Consider the following 25,068-nt stretch of genomic DNA (forward strand, 5'->3'; position numbering starts at 1 on the left):
GCGTTTAATACTCCTTGGTCAGGGTCAGGCCGATGGTGCGCGGCGCGATGCGGCCGGTGCTGATGGCGCCATTCGGATACATATTGAAGCCGTTGGCGGTCAGCGCCGAGGTCGAGGTGATGGCGTTGCTGTTGCCGAGGTTTTTGCCGTAGGCCTCCAGCGTCCACGAACCAAGCTCGATGCCCACATGCGCATCGACCACGTTGTACGACGGCACCTGGCGCTGGCGGCCATAGGCGGTGCGGAAGTCGTTGTCGAAGGAGCCGGACTGTTGCGCCACGTGGCGCACCGACATGCCGGCGTAGGCGGGCATGGTGTCGCCGACGGTCCAGCGATAGTCGGCTGCCAGGCCCAGGCTGTATTTCGGCGAGAACGGCAGGCGGTCGCCGGAACGGCCGCCGACCAGTGGGCTGGTGTCGCCATCCAACCTAGCCTTGTTGTAGGCGCCGTTGGCGCTCAGGCGCAGGTTGCGCAGCGGCCGCAGCGTGGCGGTGAATTCGACGCCGTTGGCTTTGGCGCCGACGCCGTTGGTATTCACGCCAAAGCCGTTGACCACCGCCAGCAGCTGAATGTCTTTCCAGTTGACGTGGAAGGCGGTGATGTCGAACGACAGCATGCCGTCGGCGCTGAGCGACTTGTAGCCCAGCTCATAGCTCATCACCGTGTCCGAGTTGTAGGTGGTGGGTGTGCCGGGCGGTGGATTCGGCGGCAGCACGTTCGGGCCACCGGGACGGAAGCCCTTGGCGGCGCGCAGGTACACTGCATGGCGCTCGTCAAACTTGATCTTCGGCGCGACCGAATAGGTGGTCACGTGCTCGGACGAGGCGGCGCTGTCGTCGGCGGCGCCGCCGGCCAGCGCACCGTCGCCGATCTGGCGCGCGCTCTGCTTGTTGTGGCTGTAGCGCGCGCCCAGGTCAAGGTCGTAGCGTGGACTGAAATGGATGGTGGTGTTGGCGAAGGCGGCGTATTCGCGGTATTTCGACTTCAGCGACAGGTCGGCCAGCAGCGGCAGTCCGGTCAACGGCGTCAGCGTGCCGGGCGTGACCGCCGTGTAGCCCTGCAGGATGGCGCCGTCTTCGTCGGTGTAGTACAGGCCGGCCAGCCAGTCGAACGTGCCGGGCTGGTTGGAACTCAGGCGCAGTTCCTGGGTCACTTTTTTCAGGTTGGTGTTTTGTCCCAGATAGAGTTCGTTGGCGACGCCGAAAGCGCCTTCCACCAGCCCGCTCAGGTTGGTGGTATCGTCTTCGCGCAGGCCCTGGCGCTGGGTGCTGTAGCTGGTGGAGGAAGTCAGGCTGGCAGGGCCGAGGTTCCAGTTGAGCGTGGCGTTGTAGACGCGATAGTTGACGTTGCGGTACTGCGGAATGAATTGCGACTGGGTTGGCCGGCCGTACAGCATCTCCAGCGTGTTCGGATCGCTTTCCACGGTGGACGGCGCATCGGTCTGAATGTTTTGCGCCACCGCCGTCAGGCGCAGCGACAGATCCTTGTTCGGCGTGTACATCAGCGACGCGCGGCCGCCATAGTTGCGCGATTTGTTGATGTCGTTGACGCGGTCGGAACCGGCGGTGCCGATCGAGTCGATATAGCCGGGCTGCCGGTCGTAGGCACCCGACACGCGGAAGGCCAGCGTGTCGCTGATCGGCGTGTTGACCACCAGGTTGGTACGGTAGGCGGTGCCGCCGCCATCGACCGAGGCTGCGCCGACGCGCGCGCGCATCAGGAAGCGGTCAGTTTCCGGCGTGTTGGTAATGAACTTGACCAGGCCGCCCAGCGAGCTGGCGCCGTACAGCGCGCCTTGCGGGCCGCGCAGCACTTCCACCCGCGCCATGTCGAAGGTGTCGAAGTCGCCGGCCAGCACGGCGCCGTTGACCAGGCCGCTGCTGGAGCCAAACGGCGTTTCATCCATGTACACGGCGACGGTCGAGGCGACGCCGCCGGTGTCCAGCCCGCGCATGACCAGGCGGCCGGCGCCCGGCGTGCTTTGTACCAGTTGCAGGCTGGGGATCAGCTTGACATAGTCGGCGAAGCTGTTGGCCTGTTCTTTTTCCAGCGTTTCGCCGCTGATGACGGACATTGATTGCGGCACGTCGATGGTGGTTTGCGCGCGTTTTTGTGCGGTGACGATGACCTGTTGTACAGCCTGCTGTGCGGTATCCTGTTCAGCAGCAAAGGCGGCCGAGACGGCCAGGGCGGATGACGTTAGTATCAATTTACTTTTCAACATTGCTCTCTCCCGATGGACTGATTTTTGAATTTAATAGCTGTAACAACAGTGCTGCCAGCGCCGCCAGCGCCGCCAGCAGTACGAAAAATTCGCTGTGGCCAAGCCTGCTCCACAGGCTGCCCACCGCTCCCGCGCTCAGGCTGCCGCTGAAAATGATGAGGAACCAGGCGCCGACAGTGGTGGTGGTGCGGCCGGCCGGCGCCAGCCGCGCAAACAGGCCGAGGCCGGTCGGCAGGATGAACAATTCGCCGATGGTGAAGGCGGCAAAGAACAGCACCAGCCACGGCCAAGGTGTCGGCTGGCCGTCGCCCAGCCACACCAGTCCTGCCAGCATCAGGTAGGCGCCGGACAGCATCAGCGCGCCCAGCGCCATGCGTTGCGCCGGTGGCTGGTCGCCGTGGGCGTCGGCGCGGCGGCGCCACCAGGCCAGCAGAGGCGGCGTCATCAGCATGACGAACAGCGGATTCAGCGACTGGAACCAGGTCACCGGTATCAGCCATCCGCCAGCCTGCCGGTCAACGCCCTGATCGGACCACAGGGCCACCGTGTTGCCGACTTGTTCGTAGGCCGATCGGAATACCGTGACTGCCACGCCGATGCCGATCAGCGTCAGGATCGTGCGGCGGGTGAAGGCGCCGGCCGGTGCGGCGTGCTGCGGCACCTGCGCCAGCGGGCGGTCCGGCGGCAGGTGCTTGCCGCCGAACAGGTAGATCAGCAGGCCGGCCAGCATGCCTATCCCGGCGAGGCCGAAGCCGTAGTGCCAGCCATACAGTTCGCCCAGCGTGCCGCACGCCAGCGGCGCCAGGAAACCGCCGATGTTGATGCCGACGTAGTACACGTTGTAGGCGCGGCCACGGCGCGGATCGTCGCGCTGATACAGGTCGCCCACCTGGCTGGGCAGCGTAGGCAGGAACAGGCCGTTGCCCAGCGCGATGGTGGCCAGCGCCAGGTAGAACAGCGGCTCGAACGCCATCATGAAATGGCCGGCGGCCATGACCGAAGCGCCGATGATGATGGCGCGCCGCTTGCCGAGGAAACGGTCGACCATCATGCCGCCGATGATCGGTGTGAAATATGCGCAAGCGGTGTACGCACCATAAACCAGCGATGCCTGCGCCTGTCCCAGCAGCAGCTGCCTGGTCATGAAATACACCAGCAGCGCACGCATGCCGTAGTAGGAAAACTGTTCCCACATATTGGTCAGGAACAGTACGGTCAGGCCGCGTGGATGACCAAACCAGGTCGGCGTGGCATTCGCGGCGGCAACGCTCATGCCGGCTCCCGCAAACCGGCGCCCCAGACTTCCGGCCCCGACCAGACCGCGCCATCGCGGTACTGCACGCTGGGGCTGCGGTCGTTGCTGAGGAAGGTGGGGCCGTCCAGGTCGACGATGTCGCAGGCCTGGCCGAGCACGAAGCTGGGCGCCATCGCCAGGCTGGAGCCGCCCATATTGCCGACCATGACGCCGAGGCCGAGTTTGCGCGCGGCGGACGACATCAGCAGGCCTTCGGTCAAGCCGCCGCATTTGTCGAGCTTGATGTTGACCACCTGGTAGCGGCCTACCGCATGCGGCAATTCGTCCAGTGTCAGAACGCTTTCGTCGGCGGCGAGTGGAATGGGTGATTTGTAGCCGGCCAATTCGCTGTCCCGGCCGCGCGCCAGTGGTTGCTCCAGCAGACTCACCTTATGCGTGACCAGCCCGGCCAGCAAGGCATCCAGCTGATCGATGGTGAAGCCCTGGTTGCCATCGACGCCGAGCCAGACGTCCGGCCGCGCCGCGCGGATGGCGGCCACGCGCGCCAGGTCGAGTTCCACCTCGCCGGTCAGCTTGACCTTGATGGCGCGGGCCTGTACCCAGCGCTGCGCTTCGGCCGCCATCAGTTGCGGATCGTTGGCGCCCAGCGTGAAGGTGGTGCGTAGCGCACGCGGCGCCTGCTGGCCGGCCAGCCGCCACACCGGCGTGCCGGCGCGCGCTGCCTCCAGTTCCCACAGCGCGCAATCGACCGCGTTGCGGGCGCCGCCGTGCGGCATCAGGTGGCGTAGTTCCTCGCGGCTGGGGCCAGCCTCGATCAGCGCGCGGCAACGCGCCAGTTCGGCCAGCATGTGCGCTGCGTCGTCTTTGAGGTAGTACACGCCGTCGCCTTCGCCGCGTCCCTGGTGCGCGCCATCGCGCAGCGTGACCACCACCGCGTTGAAGCGCTCGAACAGGTAGCCGGAAATCCGGAACGGTTGCGCCAGTTGTAGCGATTCGGCCGCTACCGCCATCGTCAGGCGGGCCATCAGTAGTTCACCGTCAGCGCGATCAGGCCGAAGCGCAGCGCGGTGTAGAACATCAGCAGCGCCGAAGCGAATACCAGCACGCTCCATAGCTTGCGCGCCCAGCCGCCATCGCGCATGGTCAGTTGCAGGTTGCGCGCGCTGACTAGCATGCTGCCGACGAGGATGATGATGCCGAGCACCTGCAACAGCCATAGCCACGGATCGGAAATCGCGGTGGCGTATTTGAGGCTGCTGAACATGGCGCTGATCATGCTGGTCCAGCCGATCAGCAGGGCCAGCGTCAGGCCGGCTGCGATCCGCGTACCGATTACGGTGCGGCGGGCAGGGCTGGTGGCTGGTTTTGGCAAGTGGTGGACGCGGCGTACCAGCCAGCCGGTTGGCCAGGCCAGCAAGGTCAACAGCATTACGGCGACGCCGGCGCCGAGCGCGGGCAGCAGCCAGGCGCCGGATTTACCGGCCGGCACGCGGTCGAACACCATGAAGGGCGACATGAAGTCCATGCTCCAGCGCACCACCTGGCCATCCTTGACGGTGGCTGCCAGGCGGTCATGGCCGTCGCGGTCGCGCCAGACGAAGGGTGCAATTTCCACCCACTTGCGCGGCTGGCCGTCGCGGCCGACCAGTGCAGGGATCAGCAGGCCGCCCTTGTCGTCGAGGCCGACCTTGACCTGGCTCAGCATGCCGACCACGGAGAAGAAGTTGGAATCCGAACGGCGGCTGCTTTCCCAGTTGCCGCTCATCAGGCGCGCATGTGCGGCAGCGGTTTGATCGTCGACGCGGCCGTCGGCCGGGCTGCTATCGGCGAAATAGCGGTCGGCAAAGTCATGGAACAGGGCGGTGCGCAGCGTGCCCACCGCGCCATCCTTGCCGGGGCTGTTGAACGAGGCGTACAGGCCGACGCCGTCCTTGAGGAACAGGTGCAGCGAGGTGTGGAAGGCTTCGGTGTCGCCAAGGTGGGCGATGACTTCGCGGCCGTTGGTATTGGTTTCAAAGAAGCCCAGTTGCATGCGGTTCAGCGGGCCGATCAGCGACTGTGGATCGACCTTGTTGAGGGCGCTGTTATGCATGGCGGCGGCAGTGCCGGCCGTCAGGATGCGTTGCTGGTCCAGTTGGCCCTGTTGCAGGTGGGCGATCATGAAGCGCGCCATGTCGGTGCCCGAGGCGGACAGCGAACCAGCCGGCGCCGGGCCGATGATCTCGAACGCTCTAGGCGGCGTGCCGGGCTTGTCATAGCCGACCGACATTTGTGATGCCAGCGCGGCTGGCAGCGGCTGGCGGAAGCTGGCGCTGCGCATGCCCAGCGGCGCGAAGATGTGGCGTTCGACGTAGTCGTCAAATGACAGGCCGGAGGCGCGTTCGACGATGTAGCCGGCCAGCGCGGTGGCGTAATTTGAATAGGCCGGCGTGCTGCCAGGTGGGTAGATACGCTCCGGCACCCAGGCTTTCAGCAGGTCGCCCAGCTTGGGCGCCGGCGCCGGGGCGTAATCGATGATGTCCTTGGCGGCTTCCTCGAAGCCACCGGTGTGGGTCATCAGATGGCGCAGCGTGATCGGCTTGCCGCCGTGTCCTGGGATCTTGAAATCCAGGTAGCGGTTGATGTCGGTGTCGAGATCGAGCTTTTGCTGCTCCACCAGTTGCATCACGGCGGTCCAGGTGATCAGCTTGGAGACGGAGCCGGGACGGAACAGCGTGCGGTCCGGATCGACCGGGATGCGCTTTTCAGCATTGGCGTAGCCGAAGCCGCGTGCGCTGACGATCTGGCCATCCTTGACCACCACCACCACGGCGCCCGGAATGCCGCCGGTGCTCAGCGCGTAGGGCATGTAACCGTCGAGCCAGCTATCGAGGTCCTGCTTGTCGAGGGCGCGCGGCGCGGCGGCGGCGGCTGGCGCCTGGACTGGCGTGGGCTGGGCAGACAGCGCGGGGCTGCCGCTCAGGCAAAGTGCTGCCAATAGTATCAACTTGCGTAATTCCATGGACCATCTCTCCCGTTCGATGTGGATTTGCTATTGCTTACGTCACTGTATAAAATGCCTTTGCCAATTCGAAATAAAATTCTCTAATCAGGACAATATCATCCTAAATGGAGAATTTGTCAACGCATGGAATTTAAAAAAGATGTCATCTGAGATCCCAACGCTGGGCGCTTTAATGCGCAGTTTGCGCAGCCGCAAGGGCTGGACGCTGAAGGAAATGAGTGAAAAAAGCGGGATTCCGGTCTCCACGCTATCCAAAGTCGAGCACGACCGTTTGACGCTTTCATACGACAAGTTGTATCAACTTGGGCAGAAACTCGGCATGCGCATGTCGGAACTGTTTGCGGAAGAAAGCGAGGAAGACAAGACCGCCAGCGCGATCACTGCGCGCCGCAGCCTGGGCGATCTGCAACACGCGGTGCGCATCGAGACGCCCAACTACGATTACTACTACCTGTGCGCGGAATTACGCCGCAAGCGCATGATTCCGGTGATTGCGAAAGTGCGCGCCAAGACCGCCAAGCAGTTTGGCGACCTTTCGCATCACTCGGGGGAGGAATTTACCTATGTGATCAAGGGCAGCGTAGTGATCAACACCGAGTTCTATGACCCGGTGGTGCTGACGGAAGGGCAGTCAATCTATTTTGATTCGAGCATGGGCCACGCCTACCTGACCACCGAAGGCTGCGAGGAGGCGACGGTGCTGACCGTGATGTCCAGCGCCGACGAGGAGCAGATGCAAACCCTGCTGACGCAGCACGCCAACGTTTAGGCAGGTTTCCGGCGCGGCCCTTGGCCGAGGACCTGCTCGCGCAGGGTGCCGCCGCTGTACTCACGGCGGTAGCGGCCGCGCCGCTGCAGCTCGGGGACGATCAGGTCGACCACGCCGCGCATGCTTTCGTGCGACAGCGCATAGGCGAGGTTGAAGCCGTCGATGCCGGTTTCGTCCTGCCACATTTCCAGCTGGTCGGCCACCTGTTGTGGGTCGCCGACCAGCACTGGCCCGCGTCCGCCAAGGCCGATGAATTCCGCCGCTTCGCGCACGGTCCACTTGCGATGCGGATCGGCGGCGCTGAACGAGGCCAGCGCCGAGCGGCCGGCGTCGGAGTCGATATATTCGATGGTGGCGTCCAGCGCGAATTTACTGAAGTCGACGCCGGTCCAGCCGGACAGCAGCGCCAATGCGGCTTCGATGTCGATATGCCGCTTGTATTCCTCGTGCAGGGCCTGGGCTTCGGCCGCCGTTGGCGCGGTGATGATCAACGCCTGGGCGTAGATTTTGAGGTCGTCGCCATCGCGGCCGGCTGCGCGTACGGCGGTGCGCAGATCGTCAACATATTTCCGGACCACCTTGATGCTTGGACCGCTGACGAAGGTGCATTCCGCATGTTGCGCGGCGAACGCAGTGCCGCGCGGCGAGGTGCCGGCTTGATAGAGCAGCGGCGTGCGCTGTGGTGATGGTTCGCACAAGTGGAAGCCGGGCACCTTGAAGTATTTGCCTTCATGGCTGATCGGATGGATGCGTGACGGTTCGGCGTACACGCCGCGTTGCTTGTCGTTGACCACGGCGTCGTCGTCCCAGCTTTGCTCCCACAGCTTGTAGACCACTTCCATGTATTCGTCGGCCAGGTCGTAGCGTTCGTCGTGGCTCAGCTGCTGGTTCAGGCCGAGGTTGCGCGCGGCGCTGTCCAGGTAGCCGGTGACGATGTTCCAGCCGATGCGGCCGCGCGTCAGATGGTCCAGTGTCGACATGCGGCGCGCAAAGGTGTAGGGATGCTCATACGTCAACGCGCAAGTGACGCCGAAGCCGAGATGCCGGGTGGCCTGCGCCATCAGCGGCACCAGTGCCAGCGGGTCGTTCAGCGGCGCCTGCACCGCGTGGCGCAAGGCCGCGTCGGCGCTGCCCTGGTAGACGTCGTAGGCGCCCAGCACGTCGGCCAGGAAGATGGCGTCAAACAGGCCGCGCTCCAGTAGCTGCGCCAGTTCGGTCCAGTAATCAGCGTCCTTGTAGCGGTGCGCTTCGGCGCGCGGGTGAGTCCACAGTCCGGGCGACTGGTGACTCACGGTGTTCATCTGAAAAGCGTTGAAGCGTATGAGTTTCGGCATTACTTTTCCAGGGCGAGCTGGTAGTCGGTCTTGGCGTAGTCGGTGAAGTGCTTGTTGGTGATGGCGAGGAATTCACGCGAGCGGTACGCGGCGGCGATGTCCCTGGCGAACTGCTTGTCCTTGTCTGCGGTGCGCACGGCCACCAGGTTGGCGTAAGCTGGCGAGATTTTCTCGGTAACCAGTGCATCCTTCAGCTTGAGGCCGGACGCCTGTGCATAGTTACCGTTGATGAAGGCGTAGTCGGCATCTTGCAGGGAGCGTGGCAGCTGCGCGGCTTCCAATGGCAGCAGCTTGAGTTTCCTGATATTGACAGCGACGTCCCGCTCCGATGCCTTGAGTGGATCGGTTTTCTCTTTCAGCTTGATCCAGCCCTGTTGATCCATCAGTACCAGCGCGCGCGCCTGGTTGGTCGGGTCGTTTGGCAGCGCGATGCTGGTGCCTTCCTTCACGTCGCTCAAGGTCTTGTGCTTTTTGCTGTAGAGGGCAATCGGCGCGGTCGGAATCTTGATCAGCTCCGACAGGGCCAGCTTGTGGTCGGCCGAGAATTTGTTCAGATAGATGATGTGCTGGAAGACGTTGGCGTCCAGCGAGCCCTCGGCCAGCGCAAAGTTGGGCTGGATGTAGTCGTTGAACTCAATGATTTTAACCTTGTAACCCTGTTTTTCCAGGATAGGCTTGATGCCGATTTTGAGCTGGTCGGCATAAGGGCCGGCGCTGGTGCCGATGACCAGCTCTTTGGGATCTTTTGCATAAGCGGTAAAGCTGACTGCAGCGGCCATTGCGGCCATTGCGGCCACCAGCAGGGTGCGGCGAGTATTCATTTGTTTCCTTGTTGTTAGCGTTTATCGATGCGTTTGGCGATGCGGTTGCCGGTGATCTGGATGGCCTGGACCATGATGATCAGGATGGCGACGGTGGCGACCATGATGTCGGTCTCGTAGCGGTAGTAGCCGTAGCGGATGGCGAGGTCGCCGATGCCGCCACCGCCCACTACGCCGGCGACGGCGGTGTAGGAGAGGAAGCTGATGGCCAGCACGGTCAGCGCCAGCACCAGGCCGGAGCGGGCTTCAAGCAGCAGCACGCGGACGATGATCTGAAATTCCGACGCACCCATGGCGTGCGCCGCTTCGATGACACCTTTCGGCACGTCGCGCAGGTTCTGTTCGACCAGCCGTGCGAAGTAGGGAATCGCCGCGAACGATAACGGCACGGCTGCGGCCAGCGGTCCGATCGACGTGCCGGCGATGCTGCGTGTGAACGGCCCCAGGACCACCAGCAGGATGATGAAGGGGAAGGAGCGGATGACGTTGACCACCCAGCCCACGATCAGCGCTGTAGGACGGTTGCGCAGGGACTGGCCATCGCCCACCAGGAACAGCAGGATGCCCAGCGGGCCGCCGATCAGCAGCGCGGACGATAGGCCGATACCGAGCATGAGCAGGGTCTGGCCGAAAGCATCCCAGATTTCCGGCGCCATATCGTTGATGTTGTTGAGGGATGCGCCCAGCTGGGAGAGGAATTCAGACATTGGCGGCCTCCGGCAGCGGGTTGATCGCCGCGAGCGCATTCGCCGCTGCGGTGGCGGCGAGTTCCCGGCCCAGCGCGGTCTGGCGCGGCGCGGCGAGGCTGGCGGCGTCGTTGAGCGCGAATTGTTCGGCGATGGCGCCATCTTCAATGACGGCGACGTGGTTGCAGATCTCGCCGATTACATCCAGCTCATGGCTGACGATGACAATGGTGACGTTGAGCCGCTGGTTGATGTCCTTCAGCGTTGCCAGCAGCGAGCGCGTGGTTTCGGCGTCCAGCGCGGACGTCGGCTCGTCGCACAGCAATACCGTCGGCTTGCTGGCCAGTGCGCGGGCGATCGCTACACGCTGTTTCTGGCCGCCCGACAGTTGCGCCGGGTAGCTTTCAGTCTTGTCGGCCAGGCCCACCAGGTCCAGGCAATCTGTCACGCGCGCGGCGATCTGCTGTTTGGTCTGGCCGCCATGGATGTGCAAGGGGAAGGCGACATTGTCAAACACGGTGGCGTTCTGCAGCAGATTGAACTGCTGGAAGATCATGCCGATATTGGCGCGGGCATCGCGCAGGTCGCGCTTGGACAGCGATGTCAGCTCGCGGCCGTCGACCGTGATGGCGCCGGCGTCCGGGCGTTCCAGCAGGTTGATCAGGCGTAGCAGCGTCGATTTGCCGGCGCCGCTTTTGCCGATCAGGCCAAAAATATCGCCGTGGTCCACGTCCAGCGATACGTCGCGCACCGCGTGGAAGGAGCCAAAGGATTTGCTCGCATGCTCGATGCGAATCAGCGGAGTAGTCATCAGGAATAAGCAGTAGGTTCAGGCAGCGTGCCGTCGAGCGCATAGCGTCCGAGGTCGCGGATTTTGTAGTCGACCGGATCGTGCAGGGTATGCACGCGGACATTGCGCCAGTAACGGTCGAAGCCAAATTTGGCGGAGGTGGAGCGGGCGCCGGTCAGCTCGAAGATCTCGTTGCTGACATCGATCCCGGCCTGGTGCGCTAGTACCTTGGCCTCGGCCACCGACACGGCCAGTTCGCCACGCTGCTGCGCGGTGACGGCGGCGCCAAGGCGGAACAGGCGGTCCAGCTGTTCCGCCGCATGGTCGGCCAGCACCGAGGCAGGGCGCAGCTTAAGCCACAGCTGGCCGAAGCGGTGCTGGATCAGCGGATCGGCGCCGGCCTTGTCGACACCGGAGGCGAACCATGGCCGCGCTTCCTGCGCGATGTACGCACGTGCGGCCTCGAACGCACCTTCGCCGATGCCGAGGTACAGATTCGTCATGATCAGTTGCGCCACCTGCGAGCGTAAAGTCGCCTGCGCGTTCGGCTTGATGCCGGGCGCCTGCAACACCTGCGTCGACGGCAGCGACACCTGATTGAAATGCACATTGCCGCTGTCGGTCTGCTTCTGGCCGAAGGCATCCCAGTCCGCCTGCACCGCCACGCCGTGCTGGCGCGTCGGCACCACGCCGATCAACGCCGACTGCGTGTCCGCATGCCAGGCCGAGATGGTCAGCCAGTCCGAGCCCACCGAGCCGGAGGAAAAACTCTTTACGCCGTCCAGTTGGAAGCCGTAATCGGCATCGGTGGCGATGGTGCGCTTGTCCAGTGGATTGAGCGCATTGCCCCAGAAAAGATGCTGCTCCACGGTTTGCGTCAGGAAGCGGCGCTGCTGCTGCGCGCTGCCATATAGCTGTATGCCGGCCAGTTGCAGATGGTGGAAGCCAAAGATGTGGGCCAGCGCGCTGTCGGCGCGGGCCAGGATGCGGATCACCTGATACACCGTGGGCCAATCGGCGCCCTGGCCGCCGTATGCGGTGGGGATGGACAGGGTCAGCAGGCCGGATTCGCGTATCCATTCGCGTTCCTGCGCCGCGTGGCCGCCGGCCTGGTCGCGGGCGTTCGCGGTGGCGGCCAGCCGCTGCGCCAGTTCGGCCGCGACTTGCAGCGGGTCGTGCGCACGATCATGCGACGGTTTGAGTAATGCACTAGACATGGTATGTCCATTAGATAGAGGTATCGGTCTTGCTAGTATGCAGACGCCCCTAAGCGCAGTACACGAAGAAATCCAGCTTTCCTTATGCGGAAAACTCATGCAAAGGATTTTGTATATCGAAGCGTAAAACTATTCGTTTTGAATTCAAACTGACGGATTTATGCTGAACGCCACGATCAAATCTGGGGACCTACACCATGAGCATTCTTCTCGTCAGCGGCAGCCCGTCGGCGCCATCGAGCACCGGCCGCTTGCTGGACCATGTCGGCGACAAGCTGGCCGCGCTGGGCCACCGCTACAGCAAGTTGCAAGTGCGCGACCTGCCGGCCAAGGCCTTGCTGCATGCGGATTTCGCTGACCTGAACCTGAAGCGTGCGATCGACGCGGTCGCCGAGGCGGACGCCATCGTGATCGCCACCCCTATTTATAAGGCCTCGTACACCGGCGTGCTGAAAGCCTTCCTTGACCTGCTGCCGCAGGACGGCCTGAAGGACAAGCTGGTGCTGCCATTGGCCACCGGCGGCAGCCAGTCGCACATGCTGGCGCTGGATTACGCGTTGCGCCCGGTGCTGCACGCGCTGGATGCGCGCCAGGTGTTCACCAGCATCTACGCCACTTCTCAGCAACTGACCTGGAATGATGTCAGCGGCCTGGCGGTGGACCCGGCGATTGCCTGGCGTGTCCAGGCCGGCGTGGATGCGCTGTCGTCTGCGCTGAACGCGCTGCGTCAGCAGCCGGACGATGTCTTCGTCACGCAGGCGCAGCCAGTGCGCCTGGCCCGCTAAGGAGGCCGCGATGAGCATCGAACAGAAACGCGCGGCACGCCGCCATACCCTGGGACTGCTGTTCGCGGCAGGCGTGATGGCGGCCAGCAGTTCGGCGCCGGCGCAGGCACAGGCGAAGCAGGAAGTGCGCATCGGCTACCAGAAGTACGGCACGCTGACGCTGCTGAAAGGACGCGGCACGCTGGAGCAACGTCTCGCCTCGCGCAACGTCACCGTCAAATGGACGGAGTTCCCGGCCGGCCCGCAGCTGCTGGAAGGCCTGAACGTCGGCAGCGTGGACTTTGGCACTGTTGGCGAAGCGCCGCCGATCTTTGCGCAGGCGGCTGGCGCCAACCTGGTTTATGTCGCCAACGAGCCGCCATCGCCGGGCAGCGAAGCGATTGTCGTGCCGAAGGATTCGAAGCTGCGCAGCGTCGCCGACCTGAAGGGCAAGAAGGTCGCGCTGAACAAAGGCTCCAACGTGCACTACCTGCTGGTGAAGGCACTGGAAAAGGCCGGCGTCGACTACAAGGATATCAATGTGGTCTACCTGCCGCCGGCGGATGCACGCGCCGCGTTCGAGCGTGGCGCCGTGGACGCCTGGGTGATCTGGGACCCGTTCCTGGCTGCCGCCGAGAAGCAGATCAGCGCCCGCGTGCTGGCCGATGGCAAAGGACTGGTGGCAAATCACCAGTTCTACCTGGCCGCGCGTCCATACGCGGAGAAGAACGGCGAAATTATCCGCATCCTGCTGGAGGAAATCGCCAAGGTCGATGACTGGGGCGCGAAGAATCCGAAGGAAGTGTCGCAGATCCTGGCCGCGCAGACCGGCCTTGATGTGGACGTGGTGGCGCTGGCCGCCTCGCGCTACAGCTATGGCGTCAAGCCTATCACCACCGAGGTGCTGGCGCAGCAGCAAAAGCTGGCCGACACTTTCGCCAACCTGAAGCTGATCCCGAAACCTATCGCGGTCAAAGATGCACAGCTGCCGGCCAAACAGCTGGCGGCGCAATAAGGAATCAAGATGTCTCTGAATGTTTTCTGGTTCATCCCGACGCACGGCGACAGCCGTTACCTTGGCACCTCGAAGGGTGCGCGCCCGATCGACGCCAACTACCTGAAACAGGTGGCGGTGGCAGCAGACACGCTGGGCTACGATGGCGTGCTGCTGCCGACCGGCCGTTCCTGCGAAGATGCGTGGGTGGTGGCCTCGTCGCTGATCCACGTCACGCAAAAGCTCAAGTTCCTGGTGGCGATCCGTCCGGGCCTGACCACGCCCGGCCTGGCAGTGCGCATGGCCTCGACCTTCGACCGCCTGTCCAATGGCCGTCTGCTGATTAACGTCGTCACCGGCGGTGATCAGGGCGAACTGGAAGCGGACGGCCTGTTTGCCGACCACGCCAAACGCTATGAGATTTCGGATGAGTTCATCCGCGTGTGGCGCGCCTCGCTGGCGGGCGAGGGCGGCGACAAGGGCTACGATTTCGAAGGCAAGCATATCACCGTCAAGGGCGCCAAGACGCTGTACCCGCCGGTGCAGAAACCGTACCCGCCGCTATACTTCGGCGGCTCGTCGGAGCCGGCGCATGAACTGGCGGCCGAACAGATGGACGTCTACCTGACCTGGGGCGAGCCGCCGGCTGCGGTCAAGGCGAAGCTGGATGACATCCGCGCGCGCGCCGCCAGGCATGGCCGCAGCGTCAAATTCGGCATCCGCCTGCACGTCATCGTCCGCGAAACCAATGAGGAGGCATGGCGCGCCGCCGATGAGCTGATCAGCCATCTGGACGACGAAACCATTTCCAAGGCGCAGGCGGCGTTCGCCAAAATGGATTCAGTAGGACAGCAAAGAATGGCAGCTTTGCACGGTGGCCGCCGTGACAAGCTCGAAGTATCCCCCAACCTCTGGGCCGGCGTGGGACTGGTGCGTGGTGGCGCCGGAACCGCGCTGGTGGGGGACCCCGACACCGTGGCCGCGCGTATCAAGGAATACGCCGACCTGGGTATCGAGACCTTTATCTTCTCGGGTTATCCGCACCTGGAAGAGTCGTACCGTTTCGCGGAGCTGGTGTTCCCGCTGCTGGGCAAGGGCAAGGACCACGGCGAGCAATCGCTGACCGGCCCATTCGGCGAGATCATGGCCAGCGATATCGTGCCAAAGAAGAAGGCAGCATAAGATGAGCAAAGCGAAACCGCGCCAGAGCGCGTGGACTCCATGGGTGCTGCCGGTGCTGCTGATCGCAGTCTGGCAGCTGTCGTCGCAACTGGGCTGGCTGTCCAGCCGCATCCTGCCCGAACCTTGGGCGGTGGCCAAGGCCTTCTGGGCGCTGGCCGAATCGGGCGAGCTGTGGACGCACCTGCGTACCAGCTTGTGGCGCGCAACCAGTGGCTTTGCCATCGGCGCCAGCCTGGGCCTGGCGCTTGGCCTGTTGACGGGCAGCTTCCGTGGCGCCGAAACGCTGCTCGACACCACGCTACAGATGATCCGCAATATTCCAGCGCTGGCGCTGATACCGCTCGTGATCCTGTGGTTCGGCATCGACGAAACGGCCAAGCTGTTCCTGCTGGCGGTGGGCGTGTTCTTCCCGGTGTACCTGAATACCTTTCACGGCATCCGCTCGGCGGACCAGGGACTGATTGAAATGGCGCGCAGCTATGGCTTGTCCGGCTGGCCGCTGTATCGCGATGTGATCCTGCCGGCGGCGCTGCCGTCTATCCTGGTCGGCGTGCGCTTCTCGCTTGGCCTGGTATGGGTGCTGCTGATTGTGGCCGAGACGATTTCGGCGCAGGCAGGCATCGGCTACATGACGATGAATGCCCGCGAGTTCCTGCAGACCGACGTGGTGCTGGTCGGCATCCTGCTGTACGCCTTGCTGGGCAAGGCTGCCGACCTGGTTTCGCGCGGCATGGAAAAGCACTTCCTGCGCTGGAATCCAGCCTACCGATAAGGAGAACGCATGTATATTTCAACCGCTTTATTCGATACGGGGGCGCTGCCGCGCGAGAGCGCGACCTGGACGTCGGCACAGCCGCCGCGCCGGCAGGGCGTGTCCCTGAACCTGCAAGGTGTGGGCAAGTCGTTCGGTCCGCGCCAGGTGCTGCACGATGTGGACCTTGAATTGCAGCCGGGCGAGTTTGTCGCCGTGGTGGGCCGCAGCGGTTGCGGCAAGAGCACGCTGCTGCGCGCGGTCGCCGGGCTGGAGACGGTGGAGCAGGGCAGCATCAAAGTGGGCGCTGGCAGCATCGCCGCCAGCATCCGCATCATGTTCCAGGAGGCGCGCCTGCTGCCGTGGAAGACGGTGCTGGAGAATGTCGCCATCGGCCTGCCACGTTCGCTGAATGCAGCTGCCGCGACGCTGGCGACGGTTGGCCTGGCCGAGCGGGCGGATGACTGGCCGGCCGAGTTGTCCGGTGGCCAGCGACAGCGGGTGGCGCTGGCGCGTGCGCTGCTGCATGAGCCGCAATTGTTGCTGCTGGATGAGCCGCTGGGCGCGCTGGATGCGCTGACCCGCATCGAGATGCAGCAGCTGATCGAATCCCTGTGGCTGTCGCGTGGCTTCACCGCCGTGCTGGTCACGCACGATGTGCAGGAGGCGCTGGCATTGGCCGATCGCGTCGTGCTGATCGAAGACGGCCGCATTACGCTGGACATGAAAGTCGACTTGCCGCGTCCGCGCGCGCGTGGCAATGCGGGTTTCGCCGCGTTGGAACAGCGCCTGCTGAGCCGCATTCTGCATCAAGAACCTTCGGCCTCGGCCATCGCGGCCTGATACACTCAGCATGAGTCCCGGCCTTCGCCGGGACGACAGCGCCAACACTGGCGCACGTCACACCTGCCTTTCGGCAGATCCCCCTGCGCCTGACCTTCCGTTATGATAATGCCACAGCGGTATGATCGATTTTATCGATACTAAACCGGTAAATTTTTCGTTTTACAACTTTAGATGTCGCGAGCATAATCGTCCTCACTCGAACAATCTTGTTCACCACATTAGGAGTTTCTAAATGAAAAAAATCGTTGCCTTGCTGCTCGCCGCTGGTGTTTCCCTGTCCGCCTTCGCCGCCCCTGAAACTTTCTCGTCGGACGAACATCACACGTTCTCCAGCTTCAGCTACAGCCACTTGGGCTTCTCGACCCAGCAAAGCCGCTTCAACAACACCAAGGCCAAGTTCACCATTGACCGCGCCGCCAAGACCGGTTCGGTAGAAGCGACCATCGATGCGAAATCGGTCGACACCGGCTCGAAACTGTTCGATCAGCACATTCAGGGCGAACAATTCCTGGACACCGCCAAGTTCCCGACCATCAACTACAAGTCGACCAAGGTCAACTTCAAAGGCGACGTGCCGGCGACCGTGGAAGGCAACCTGACCGTCAAAGGCGTCACCAAGCCAGTGACCCTGACCATCACCCACTTCAAATGCGCTGATCACCCAATGGCCAAGAAAATGGCTTGCGGCGCCAATGCTACCGCGACCATCAAGCGCACCGAATTCAACGCCGGCGCCTATGCACCGAACGTTGGCGATGAAGTGACCCTGACCTTCGCCATCGAAGCACTGAAAGACTAATTCGAGAGAACTGAGCTGGCCTCAATTCTCTGACACACTGCCGGCGCGGCACACCCACCGCGCCGGCATTTTATTTTCCAGGAGTCGTTATGAAATTGAAGCAGCTCGCATGCGCGGCGGCCATCGCCTGCGCGTTCTCCGCGCAAGCAACCGACCTGATCATCACCAATGGCAAGGTCGCCACCATGACCAAAGAGGGCGCCTTCGCGCAAGCCCTGGCCATCAAGGATGGCAAAATTGAAGCGGTGGGCAGCAACGTCCAGATCCTCAAGCTCAAATCCCCAAACACGCAAGTCATCGATGCCGCCGGCAAGACCGTCATTCCCGGCCTGAACGACTCGCACCTGCACATCATCCGCGAAGGCCTGAACTACAACGCCGAGCTGCGCTGGGATGGCGTCACCTCGCTGAAGAAAGCGTTGCAGATGCTGAAGGAGCAGGCCGCGCGCACGCCGGATGGCGAGTGGGTCAAAGTGGTCGGCGGCTGGAACGAGTTCCAGTTTGAAGAGAAGCGCCTGCCGACGCTGGAAGAAATCAACGAAGCGGTGCCGGACAAGCCGGTATTCCTGCTGTATCTGTACGGCCTGGGCTTCCTCAACAAGAAGGGCATCGAAACGCTGGGCTACGACGCCAACACCAAATTCAAGGATGGCGTAGTCGAGCTGGGCGCGGATGGCAAGCCGACCGGCAAGCTGATCGCCAAACCGAATGCCGCCATCCTGTACGGCACGCTGGCCAAAACCAATGTGCTGTCGCGCGCGCAGCAACTGAATTCGACCCAGCAGTATTACACGGAACTGAACCGGCTCGGCCTGACCAGCGCGATTGACGCCGGCGGTGGCGGCCAGGCGTATCCGGACGATTACGCCGTCAGCCTGGAGCTGGCCAAGGACGGCAAGCTGACCGTGCGCACCTCTTACTATCTGTTCGCGCAAAAGCCGGGCAAGGAACTGGAAGACTACCAGCGCTGGCTGACGCTGACCAAGCCGGACAAGAACAACCATCTGTTCTATGCCAATGGCTACAACACCGAAGGCGGTGGCGAGAATCTGGTATGGAGCGCGGCCGACTTCGAGAACTTCCTCGAACCGCGTCCTGACATGCCGGCGCATATGGAAGGCGAGCTGGAGCCGGTGCTGCGTTTGCTGATCAAGAATCGCTGGCCGTTCCGCATCCACGCCACGTATGACGAGAGCATCGACCGCGACCTGGCTGTGATCGAAAAAGTCAATAAAGATACGCCGCTGAATGGTCTGCGCTGGTTCTTCGACCACGCTGAAACCATCAGCGACAAGCAGCTGGCGCGCGTGAAAGCGCTGGGCGGCGGCATCGCCGTACAGAACCGCATGTATTTCCAGGGCGAGCTGTACTGGAAACAATACGGCGCGCAAACCCGCCAGATGCCGCCGATCAAGAAGATGCTGGAGATGAAGATTCCAGTGGGCCTGGGCACCGATGGCACGCGTGTATCGAGCTATGGCCCGTGGCCATCGATCTACTGGGCGGTCAGCGGCAAGACCGCCGGCGGCCTGCAAGTGTGGCAGCAGAAAGATATTCTGAGCCGCTACCAGGCACTGAAGCTGATGACGCAGGGCAGCGCCTGGATGAGCGGCGAAGAAAAGCTCAAAGGCACGCTGGCCAAAGGCCAATACGCCGACCTCGTGCTGCTGCCGGAAGACTACTTCACGATGGACGTCGAGAAAATCAAGAACCTCGAATCCAGCCTCACCATCGTCAACGGCAAGGTAGTCTACGCAGCGCCGGAATACCAGCAATACGCCCCAGCCAAGCTGGACGTGCTGCCCGACTGGAGCCCAGTGAAATACTACGGCGGCTACCAGAACAAGTAATCCCGGCAGGCGGACCGCTGCGTTTTGCACCGGTCCACCTGAAGCGCCATCATTTAATTGCCGAATGATAGGAAGCTGACATTGACTTTGTGCGAGCGTCGACCATACTCCTTGAGCGCATCACCGATCGGGGCGGCAGCCTCTTACTTTTTATCAAGGATCATGATGAACGTTACGCTAGTCCAAAGTCTGGAAGCGACCCCGCCGGTGTCCGTCTTCAAGCCCCGTCAAGATGAAGCCAGCAGCGCGATTGTTGAGCGCGGGATTGTGGTGCAAAACAGTTTCAACACCGTTTGCGCGATCGAATACATGAAGTCGCATAACGTGAGGCCACAGGTCATTGAACGAGTGCTATTGCACCCGGATCAACGCCGAAAATCCACGCATTGATATGCGCGGCCAGCGTTTAGTTATGCACAAATCATGATGACAAGAATTATTTTGAAAAATTTTCTCGTTACAATGAGTGATAATCTAAGTCATTGATTTTTAAAGGCTTTTGTTTTGCCCGTTGGATGGGCAGTTTATAGAAAAGCCCGCCGTTACAGGCCGTATCCGTTGTCAATGGGGGTATATCCACATAGATATCCACAGCATTTGTGGATATCCTAAAAAACGCTTATGGATCTGATACTTAAGCGAAACTTAAAGTGGTTTTTTCAAAGCCTGCAGGACGCTGCCGACAATGATGGTGCCGCCATCGTCGGGCGTTGCGGTGATCCGCAGGCGTACTTCCTGTCCATCACGCCGCCAGGTGGTGATGACATCGGTCCAGGCTTCACCCTCATTTAGCGCTTTCAGCGCATCGACCAGCTGGTCGGCGGGATAGGGCGGGGCGTGCAACAGGCGCGGATCGGCTTCCAGCAGTTCTTCCCGGCTGAACTGGAATACGGTGCAGAATTTATCGTTCACTGCGGCAAAGCGGCCGTGCGCATCCAGCGTGGCAATCACGGCGTGCTGGTCGACCGCCGCCAGCAGCTTGCGTGCAGCGTCCAGCTCGGACTGCAGCGCGACCGTATGCTGATACGCCTCTTCCAGCCCGGCATAGGCGCGCAGCGAGGAAATGACCGTGGTGAACAGCTTGCGCGTGGTCAGGTCGGTCTTGCACCAGAAATCGTTGATGTCGTAGTCGAGGATGATGCTGTGTTCCAGCGCCTGTCCCGGCTGGCCGGTACGCAAGACGATGCGGACCAGGTTGTTATGCAGCGTGTCGCGGATCTGGCGTGCGACGTGCAGGCCGGCGTCGCTGGTTTCCATGATGACGTCCAGCAGCACCAACGCGATATCCGGCGTGTTGCGCAGCACGTTGAGCGCTTCCTCGCCGCTATACGCATGCAGGAAGCTCAGGCGGCGTCCCTGGAAGCAGGCGTTACTGAGCGAGAATTTGGTGACAACGTGAACGTCCACATCATCATCGACAATCAACACACGCCACGGCGGTGGCGCAGAGGCGGCGCTGGCGCCATCCGGGCGTGCTTCGCCGGCTGGCTGCGCTTCGTCCTCTATCATCCAATCGGTATCGTCGTCGTTCTGATTCATGCAGGCTATCCCATGGTAAGTCGAACTGGCCGAACTCCAGAGTGACACTATTCCTCGCCAGCACTTTTGTCAAAGGATTCCCTGTGCTGTGCAACAACGGTGTGTCGCTTCCCACTTATGCACAGAAAATTTATTTTCAAGAGCGCGAAAAGCCGCCCGGCGGCGGCGATTTCAGTTTTATAAGTGTTTGATTTTATTTGAGAAAATTTCTGCCTGTGGATTAGGCATTTTGTTGTAGAGCCCGCCGTTATTGGGTTTCTGGCCTGTCAAGAGGCGGTTATTCACACCCTTATCCACAGTTGATGTGGATATCTGAAAAAACTACTTTAAATACGCTGGCTTATCCCTTTTTGCTGAGAAAACACCTGCGTTCTGTCTTCGGAGAGATGGCGGCTCAGCAGGATCAAGAATACCACCAGTGCATGCACGGCCAGCGCGAAGGTCACGGCGATGTTGGCGTTGGAGCCAGCCAGGGCCGCATAGGCCAGCAGCGCGAGCGCTGGCGGCAGTCCGTAACGGTCCGATTTTAACAATTGCTTCGAGTCTAGCTTGACCCACGCCAGCACGCCGGCGGCAAACAAGGCCCACCCGGCGGCCTGGTAATCGAGCGTGCCCAGCACGAGTGCAGTCAGCAGGGCAATAGCGCTGGCTGGCAGCGGCAGGGAATTCAGGCGGTTCTGGAGGTTCATGATCGTGCTCTTTCAATGCTGTGGAACTTGTGATCAGATTACCGCCCGCACATCGATTGGTAAATTTTATTATATCTATCTGATTGATAGGTTTTTACATTTCAGCTTTTCGTCTATGATGAGCGCATGGCAAAAATTCCTCTTCTTTTATGCCTGTGGACTCTGTTATTTGGTGTGCCGGCTGCCCAAGCGCTGGATGCCAAGGTAGGCCTCAGCGATTATCACCACGATATCTGGACCGGCAAGGATGGCGCGCCCGGCGAGGTATCCGCCATGGCGCAAACCACTGACGGCTGGCTGTGGATAGGCAGCAGCAACGGCCTGTACCGCTTCGACGGCGTGCGCTTCCGCCGCTTTGAAGCGCTGTCCGGCGAGATCGCTCCCAAGCGGCCCATTACCGCGCTGAAGGCGCTGCGCAATGGCGACCTGCTGATCGGCTACATCTTTGGCGGCGTCAGCCTGCTGAGCAAGGGGCACATCACTGATTATCCTTCCCGCATCGGTAATGACCTGTTGGGGCCGGTGTTTAATTCCATCATGGATGAGCAGGGAGCTGTATGGGCGGCTACCACCACCGGTCTGCTGAAGCTGGAGCAGGGCGCCTGGCGCAATGTCGGGCCGGAGATGGGGCTGCCGCCCGGCCGCGTCTCCAACATCATGCTTGACCAATACATGCAGCTCTGGCTGGCCGCCGGCGAGCACCTGGTGGTGCTGGAACGCGGCAGCAAGCGCTTCCGCTCGGTGCTGCACGGCTACACCACTGTCAACCTGATGACCTCGCCGGACGGCCGCCTGTGGCTGGACACGCAGGGCAAGCTGATTACCGTGCCGTCGCAGCATCCAGGTCCACAACTGCCGCGCCCGGCATGGATGGCGCAAGGCGAGGGCCAGGAAAGCGGCCTGTTTGACCGCGACGGCAATTACTGGACGCTCGGCTGCCCTGGCGTTTGCCGCACCGATGGCGTCGGTCAGCAGGCCAACTCAGTCTACTCGCCAGCGGCGCAGCCGAACAGCAAGCTGGACCAGCCCTGGCAAGTCAGCAACCTGACCGCCAACGTGCTATTTGAAGACCGCGACGGCAGCATCTGGATAGGCACGCAAGCCGGCGTCGAGCGCTTCCGCAACAACCGCCTGACCAAGGTACGGATGAATGGCGGCGAGCGCTTCTTTACCTTCGCGCTGGATGACGCCGGCCGCGCGCTGGCGTGGGCCAAGCCCACCAATGAATTGTGGCGGCTGAATACCGACGGCAGCGCCGAACTGCTGGAACGCGGCGCCGCAACGCCTTTTGGCGTGTTGGCCAACAGCCAGGACGGCGCGCTGCTGAAAGCGGGCGCCATGCAGATCGAGCGCCATCGCGGCGAGCAGGTGGAAACGATTGCCTATCCGCATGGCGTCAACGATGCTGACGGCGTGCAAGCCACGCGCATCGTTGATGATGGCCGCGCGCTGTGGCTGTCGCTGTCGCGCCGTGGCAGCTACCGCTGGCAGGACGCCCAGTGGACCCACCAATCCGAACTGGGCCTGCCGAACGGCATCGCCTTCGCCGCACCGGGCGGGCCGGGCGAGATGTGGTTCGGCTATAACGATGGCTTGGTGCTGCACTACGACAACGGCAACATCACCCGCTATGCGCCTCAGCCGGGCAGCGACGTTGGCGCGATCACTTTTGTGCATAGCGGCCCCGAAGTGCTGGTCGCCGGCAATGCCGGTCTGGCTGTATTGCAGGGGGGGCATTTCCGCCGCCTGGCCGTGCTGGATGGCGAAGCGCTGTCGCGCGTCTCAGGCATGGTGATTGGCGCCAATGGCGACCGCTGGTTTAACGGCAGCAAGGGCGTGGTGCATGTGCGCGCCGACAAATGGAAAGCCGCGCTGGCGAATCCGCAAGCCACACTGGAATACACTTTGTACGGCGTGCTGGATGGCTATCCCGGTTTTGCCGCCACTGCCAATCGCCAGCCCAGCGCGATTGCTGACAGGTACGGGCAGCTGTGGTTTGCGGGCGTCAGTGGCATTGCGCGGCTGGATGGCGCGCGCGCGTATCCGGCGCCGCAGCCGCCCGAGGTCAGGATCGAGACGCTGGTGTCGCAAGGCAAGCGCTACCTGGACTTTGGCCAGCTGGTCTTGCTGCCGCCGGGCACCAGCACTTTCCGCGTCGAATACACGGCGTTGAGCTATACCATGCCGGAAGGACTGCATTTCCGTTATCAGCTGGAGGGCGTGGACCGCGACTGGCAGGACCCGGGCACGCGCCGCGCGGCTTCGTACACCAACCTGGGGCCGGGCGACTACCGTTTCCGCGTGGCGGCGGTCGACCAGTTTGGCCAGTGGAATGATGAGGAGACGGCGATTTCGATACGCATCCTGCCGACCTTCACGCAGACGCCACTGTTCTACGGCTTGTGCGTGCTGGCGGCGGCAGCGTTGCTGTATCTGCTGTACCGGTTGTGGGCGCGCCAGGCCACGTTGCGCATCGCCACCCGCATGGCCGAGCGCGAGCGCATCGCCCGCGCGCTGCACGACAGCTTCCTGCAGAGTGTGCATGGGCTGACGCTGAGCTTCCAGTCGGCGCTGGGCGCGCTGCCGGCCGATTCCGCCTCGCACCGCAAGATCGAGCGGGTGCTGCTGATGGCGGACAAGGTAATGGAAGAGGGCCGCAACGAAGTGCAGGAACTGCGCTCCGGCGCCATGGACGACGGCGACCTGGCGCACGGACTGACGCTGGTGGGCGAGGTACTACAGGAAAGCCATCGCGCCGTGTTCAGCCTGCGCACGCTGGGCCGGTCGCGCCAGCTGGACGAGCAAACCGCGTGCGAGAGCTACAGCATTGGCCGCGAGGCACTGCTGAACGCCTTCCGCCATGCGGATGCCGCCTCGATACAAGTGGAGTTGAATTACGCGCCTGGCGAATTCAGTCTGCAGGTCCAGGATGACGGCAAGGGCATCGCCGATGAGCTGATCCGCAACGGCAGCAATGGCCGTTGGGGATTGACCGGGATGTTTGAACGTGCCGCACGCGTTGGCGGGCAGGTGGCGCTGGAGAATGTCGACGGCGGCGGCACCCGCGTGCGGTTGACGGTGCCCGGCGCGCGCGCCTACGCCGGCCAGGCGCGCTGGAAACGCTGGTTGCCGCGCTGGTTCAGCTTCAGATAGCGGCCAGCAGCCGGCGCACGGCGCCGTGCGCCATCACCAGTTCCGGGCCGTCGTGCAGCAGCGCGTTGTACTTGGCACGGAACTCCTGGTCGCCTTCCTCGCATGGGCCGATCAGCATTTCCAGCGACTGGCGGAAGGCCTTGGCTTCCTCGGGCGTGACCGGTTCCGGATCGTCCAGGCGCTCGTCGATCTGCGTCATCAGGCCGGACAGCTTTTGCAGCCACGCAAAATGTGGGTGATTGGTGATCAGCTGCAAATGCTCCAGCGGGCTGCCGACGGCGCCGAAATACTGGGTTTCCAGGTTGATCAGTTGTTTGTGCAGGTCGCGCAGGGCGCGGGTCAGTTCGGTGAGTTGTGTATTCATGGTAAGGCTATGTTAGCAGAGACAGGGTTAGCCTGAA

General features: G+C 62.5%; 21 protein-coding genes. 9 read left to right on the forward strand and 12 right to left on the reverse strand.

Features of this window, described 5'->3' with window-relative positions:
* Nucleotides 1-4: 4 nt before the first annotated feature.
* From BLS51_RS16940 to BLS51_RS16955, 4 genes are read right to left on the reverse strand one after another with little or no spacing between them, the layout of a single operon-like run.
* Nucleotides 5-2,224: a TonB-dependent receptor gene (locus BLS51_RS16940; RefSeq protein WP_090184959.1), complete on the reverse strand. Its 2,220-nt coding sequence runs from the start codon at nt 2,222-2,224 to the stop codon at nt 5-7.
* The gene (locus BLS51_RS16945) at nt 2,211-3,497 is read right to left on the reverse strand and encodes a peptide MFS transporter (protein ID WP_090184962.1); all 1,287 of its coding nucleotides are present in this window, start codon (nt 3,495-3,497) and stop codon (nt 2,211-2,213) included. The genes BLS51_RS16940 and BLS51_RS16945 overlap by 14 nt, the downstream gene beginning before the upstream one ends.
* Complete coding sequence (locus BLS51_RS16950) at nt 3,494-4,504, reverse strand: dipeptide epimerase (RefSeq protein ID WP_090184965.1); 1,011 nt, start codon at nt 4,502-4,504, stop codon at nt 3,494-3,496. The genes BLS51_RS16945 and BLS51_RS16950 overlap by 4 nt, the downstream gene beginning before the upstream one ends.
* Nucleotides 4,504-6,480, reverse strand: a complete 1,977-nt coding sequence (locus BLS51_RS16955; RefSeq protein WP_090184968.1) for a serine hydrolase domain-containing protein — start codon at nt 6,478-6,480, stop codon at nt 4,504-4,506. Before BLS51_RS16955 ends, BLS51_RS16950 begins: the two co-directional genes overlap by 1 nt.
* 175 nt (nt 6,481-6,655) lie before the next feature.
* Between BLS51_RS16955 and BLS51_RS16960 the strand changes: the two genes are divergently transcribed.
* Nucleotides 6,656-7,252: a helix-turn-helix domain-containing protein gene (locus BLS51_RS16960; protein WP_217636458.1), complete on the forward strand. Its 597-nt coding sequence runs from the start codon at nt 6,656-6,658 to the stop codon at nt 7,250-7,252.
* Here BLS51_RS16960 and BLS51_RS16965 read toward each other — a convergent pair.
* Genes BLS51_RS16965 through BLS51_RS16985 form a run of 5 tightly spaced genes read right to left on the reverse strand, consistent with a single transcriptional unit; the run spans nt 7,249 to nt 12,100 of the window.
* On the reverse strand, nt 7,249-8,586 hold the full coding sequence (locus BLS51_RS16965; RefSeq protein ID WP_090184974.1) for an LLM class flavin-dependent oxidoreductase: 1,338 nt from the start codon (nt 8,584-8,586) through the stop codon (nt 7,249-7,251). The two genes, BLS51_RS16960 and BLS51_RS16965, sit on opposite strands and share 4 nt — an antisense overlap.
* Nucleotides 8,586-9,407: a MetQ/NlpA family ABC transporter substrate-binding protein gene (locus BLS51_RS16970; protein WP_090184978.1), complete on the reverse strand. Its 822-nt coding sequence runs from the start codon at nt 9,405-9,407 to the stop codon at nt 8,586-8,588. Before BLS51_RS16970 ends, BLS51_RS16965 begins: the two co-directional genes overlap by 1 nt.
* A 14-nt stretch (nt 9,408-9,421) precedes the next feature.
* Nucleotides 9,422-10,114, reverse strand: coding sequence for a methionine ABC transporter permease (locus tag BLS51_RS16975; RefSeq protein WP_090184980.1), 693 nt, complete (start codon nt 10,112-10,114; stop codon nt 9,422-9,424).
* Nucleotides 10,107-10,904 (reverse strand): methionine ABC transporter ATP-binding protein, encoded by a 798-nt coding sequence (locus BLS51_RS16980; RefSeq protein WP_090184983.1) that lies wholly within the window; start codon nt 10,902-10,904, stop codon nt 10,107-10,109. Before BLS51_RS16980 ends, BLS51_RS16975 begins: the two co-directional genes overlap by 8 nt.
* On the reverse strand, nt 10,904-12,100 hold the full coding sequence (locus BLS51_RS16985) for an acyl-CoA dehydrogenase family protein (protein WP_090184986.1): 1,197 nt from the start codon (nt 12,098-12,100) through the stop codon (nt 10,904-10,906). Before BLS51_RS16985 ends, BLS51_RS16980 begins: the two co-directional genes overlap by 1 nt.
* A 197-nt stretch (nt 12,101-12,297) precedes the next feature.
* Between BLS51_RS16985 and ssuE the strand changes: the two genes are divergently transcribed.
* From ssuE to BLS51_RS17020, 7 genes are all read left to right on the forward strand, one after another.
* Nucleotides 12,298-12,885: an NADPH-dependent FMN reductase gene (gene ssuE / locus BLS51_RS16990; protein WP_090184989.1), complete on the forward strand. Its 588-nt coding sequence runs from the start codon at nt 12,298-12,300 to the stop codon at nt 12,883-12,885.
* 10 nt (nt 12,886-12,895) lie between these two features.
* Entirely contained in the window at nt 12,896-13,879 is a 984-nt protein-coding gene (locus BLS51_RS16995) for a sulfonate ABC transporter substrate-binding protein (RefSeq protein ID WP_090184990.1), read from the forward strand.
* 15 nt (nt 13,880-13,894) lie between these two features.
* Complete coding sequence (ssuD, locus tag BLS51_RS17000; protein WP_217636461.1) at nt 13,895-15,040, forward strand: FMNH2-dependent alkanesulfonate monooxygenase; 1,146 nt, start codon at nt 13,895-13,897, stop codon at nt 15,038-15,040.
* 1 nt (nt 15,041) lies between these two features.
* On the forward strand, nt 15,042-15,812 hold the full coding sequence (gene ssuC, locus BLS51_RS17005; RefSeq protein WP_175472605.1) for an aliphatic sulfonate ABC transporter permease SsuC: 771 nt from the start codon (nt 15,042-15,044) through the stop codon (nt 15,810-15,812).
* Nucleotides 15,813-15,821: 9 nt separating this feature from the next.
* Nucleotides 15,822-16,634 carry an ATP-binding cassette domain-containing protein gene (locus BLS51_RS17010; RefSeq protein WP_090184999.1) on the forward strand — a complete coding sequence of 271 codons (813 nt, stop codon included), beginning with the start codon at nt 15,822-15,824 and terminating at the stop codon, nt 16,632-16,634.
* A 235-nt stretch (nt 16,635-16,869) separates the two neighbouring features.
* Nucleotides 16,870-17,436 (forward strand): YceI family protein, encoded by a 567-nt coding sequence (locus BLS51_RS17015; RefSeq protein ID WP_090185002.1) that lies wholly within the window; start codon nt 16,870-16,872, stop codon nt 17,434-17,436.
* An 89-nt stretch (nt 17,437-17,525) separates the two neighbouring features.
* Nucleotides 17,526-19,286: an amidohydrolase gene (locus BLS51_RS17020; protein ID WP_090185005.1), complete on the forward strand. Its 1,761-nt coding sequence runs from the start codon at nt 17,526-17,528 to the stop codon at nt 19,284-19,286.
* Nucleotides 19,287-19,931: 645 nt separating this feature from the next.
* On the opposite strand, the gene BLS51_RS17030 is transcribed toward BLS51_RS17020, so the two are convergent.
* Together BLS51_RS17030 and BLS51_RS17035 are read right to left on the reverse strand one after the other, a co-directional pair.
* A complete protein-coding gene (locus BLS51_RS17030) occupies nt 19,932-20,825 on the reverse strand; it encodes a PAS domain-containing protein (RefSeq protein WP_090185008.1) in 894 nt (297 codons plus the stop codon).
* 326 nt (nt 20,826-21,151) lie between these two features.
* Nucleotides 21,152-21,514 (reverse strand): hypothetical protein, encoded by a 363-nt coding sequence (locus BLS51_RS17035; protein ID WP_090185011.1) that lies wholly within the window; start codon nt 21,512-21,514, stop codon nt 21,152-21,154.
* 126 nt (nt 21,515-21,640) lie between these two features.
* Here BLS51_RS17035 and BLS51_RS17040 point away from each other — a divergent pair, with 126 nt between their 5' ends.
* Nucleotides 21,641-24,667 carry a sensor histidine kinase gene (locus BLS51_RS17040; RefSeq protein WP_090185014.1) on the forward strand — a complete coding sequence of 1,009 codons (3,027 nt, stop codon included), beginning with the start codon at nt 21,641-21,643 and terminating at the stop codon, nt 24,665-24,667.
* Here BLS51_RS17040 and BLS51_RS17045 read toward each other — a convergent pair.
* Complete coding sequence (locus BLS51_RS17045; protein WP_090185017.1) at nt 24,660-25,031, reverse strand: hypothetical protein; 372 nt, start codon at nt 25,029-25,031, stop codon at nt 24,660-24,662. The genes BLS51_RS17040 and BLS51_RS17045 overlap by 8 nt on opposite strands.
* Between the last annotated feature and the right edge of the window lie 37 nt (nt 25,032-25,068).

The sequence above is a fragment of the Duganella sp. OV510 genome (genome assembly GCF_900100205.1).
Lineage (GTDB): Bacteria > Pseudomonadota > Gammaproteobacteria > Burkholderiales > Burkholderiaceae_D > Rugamonas.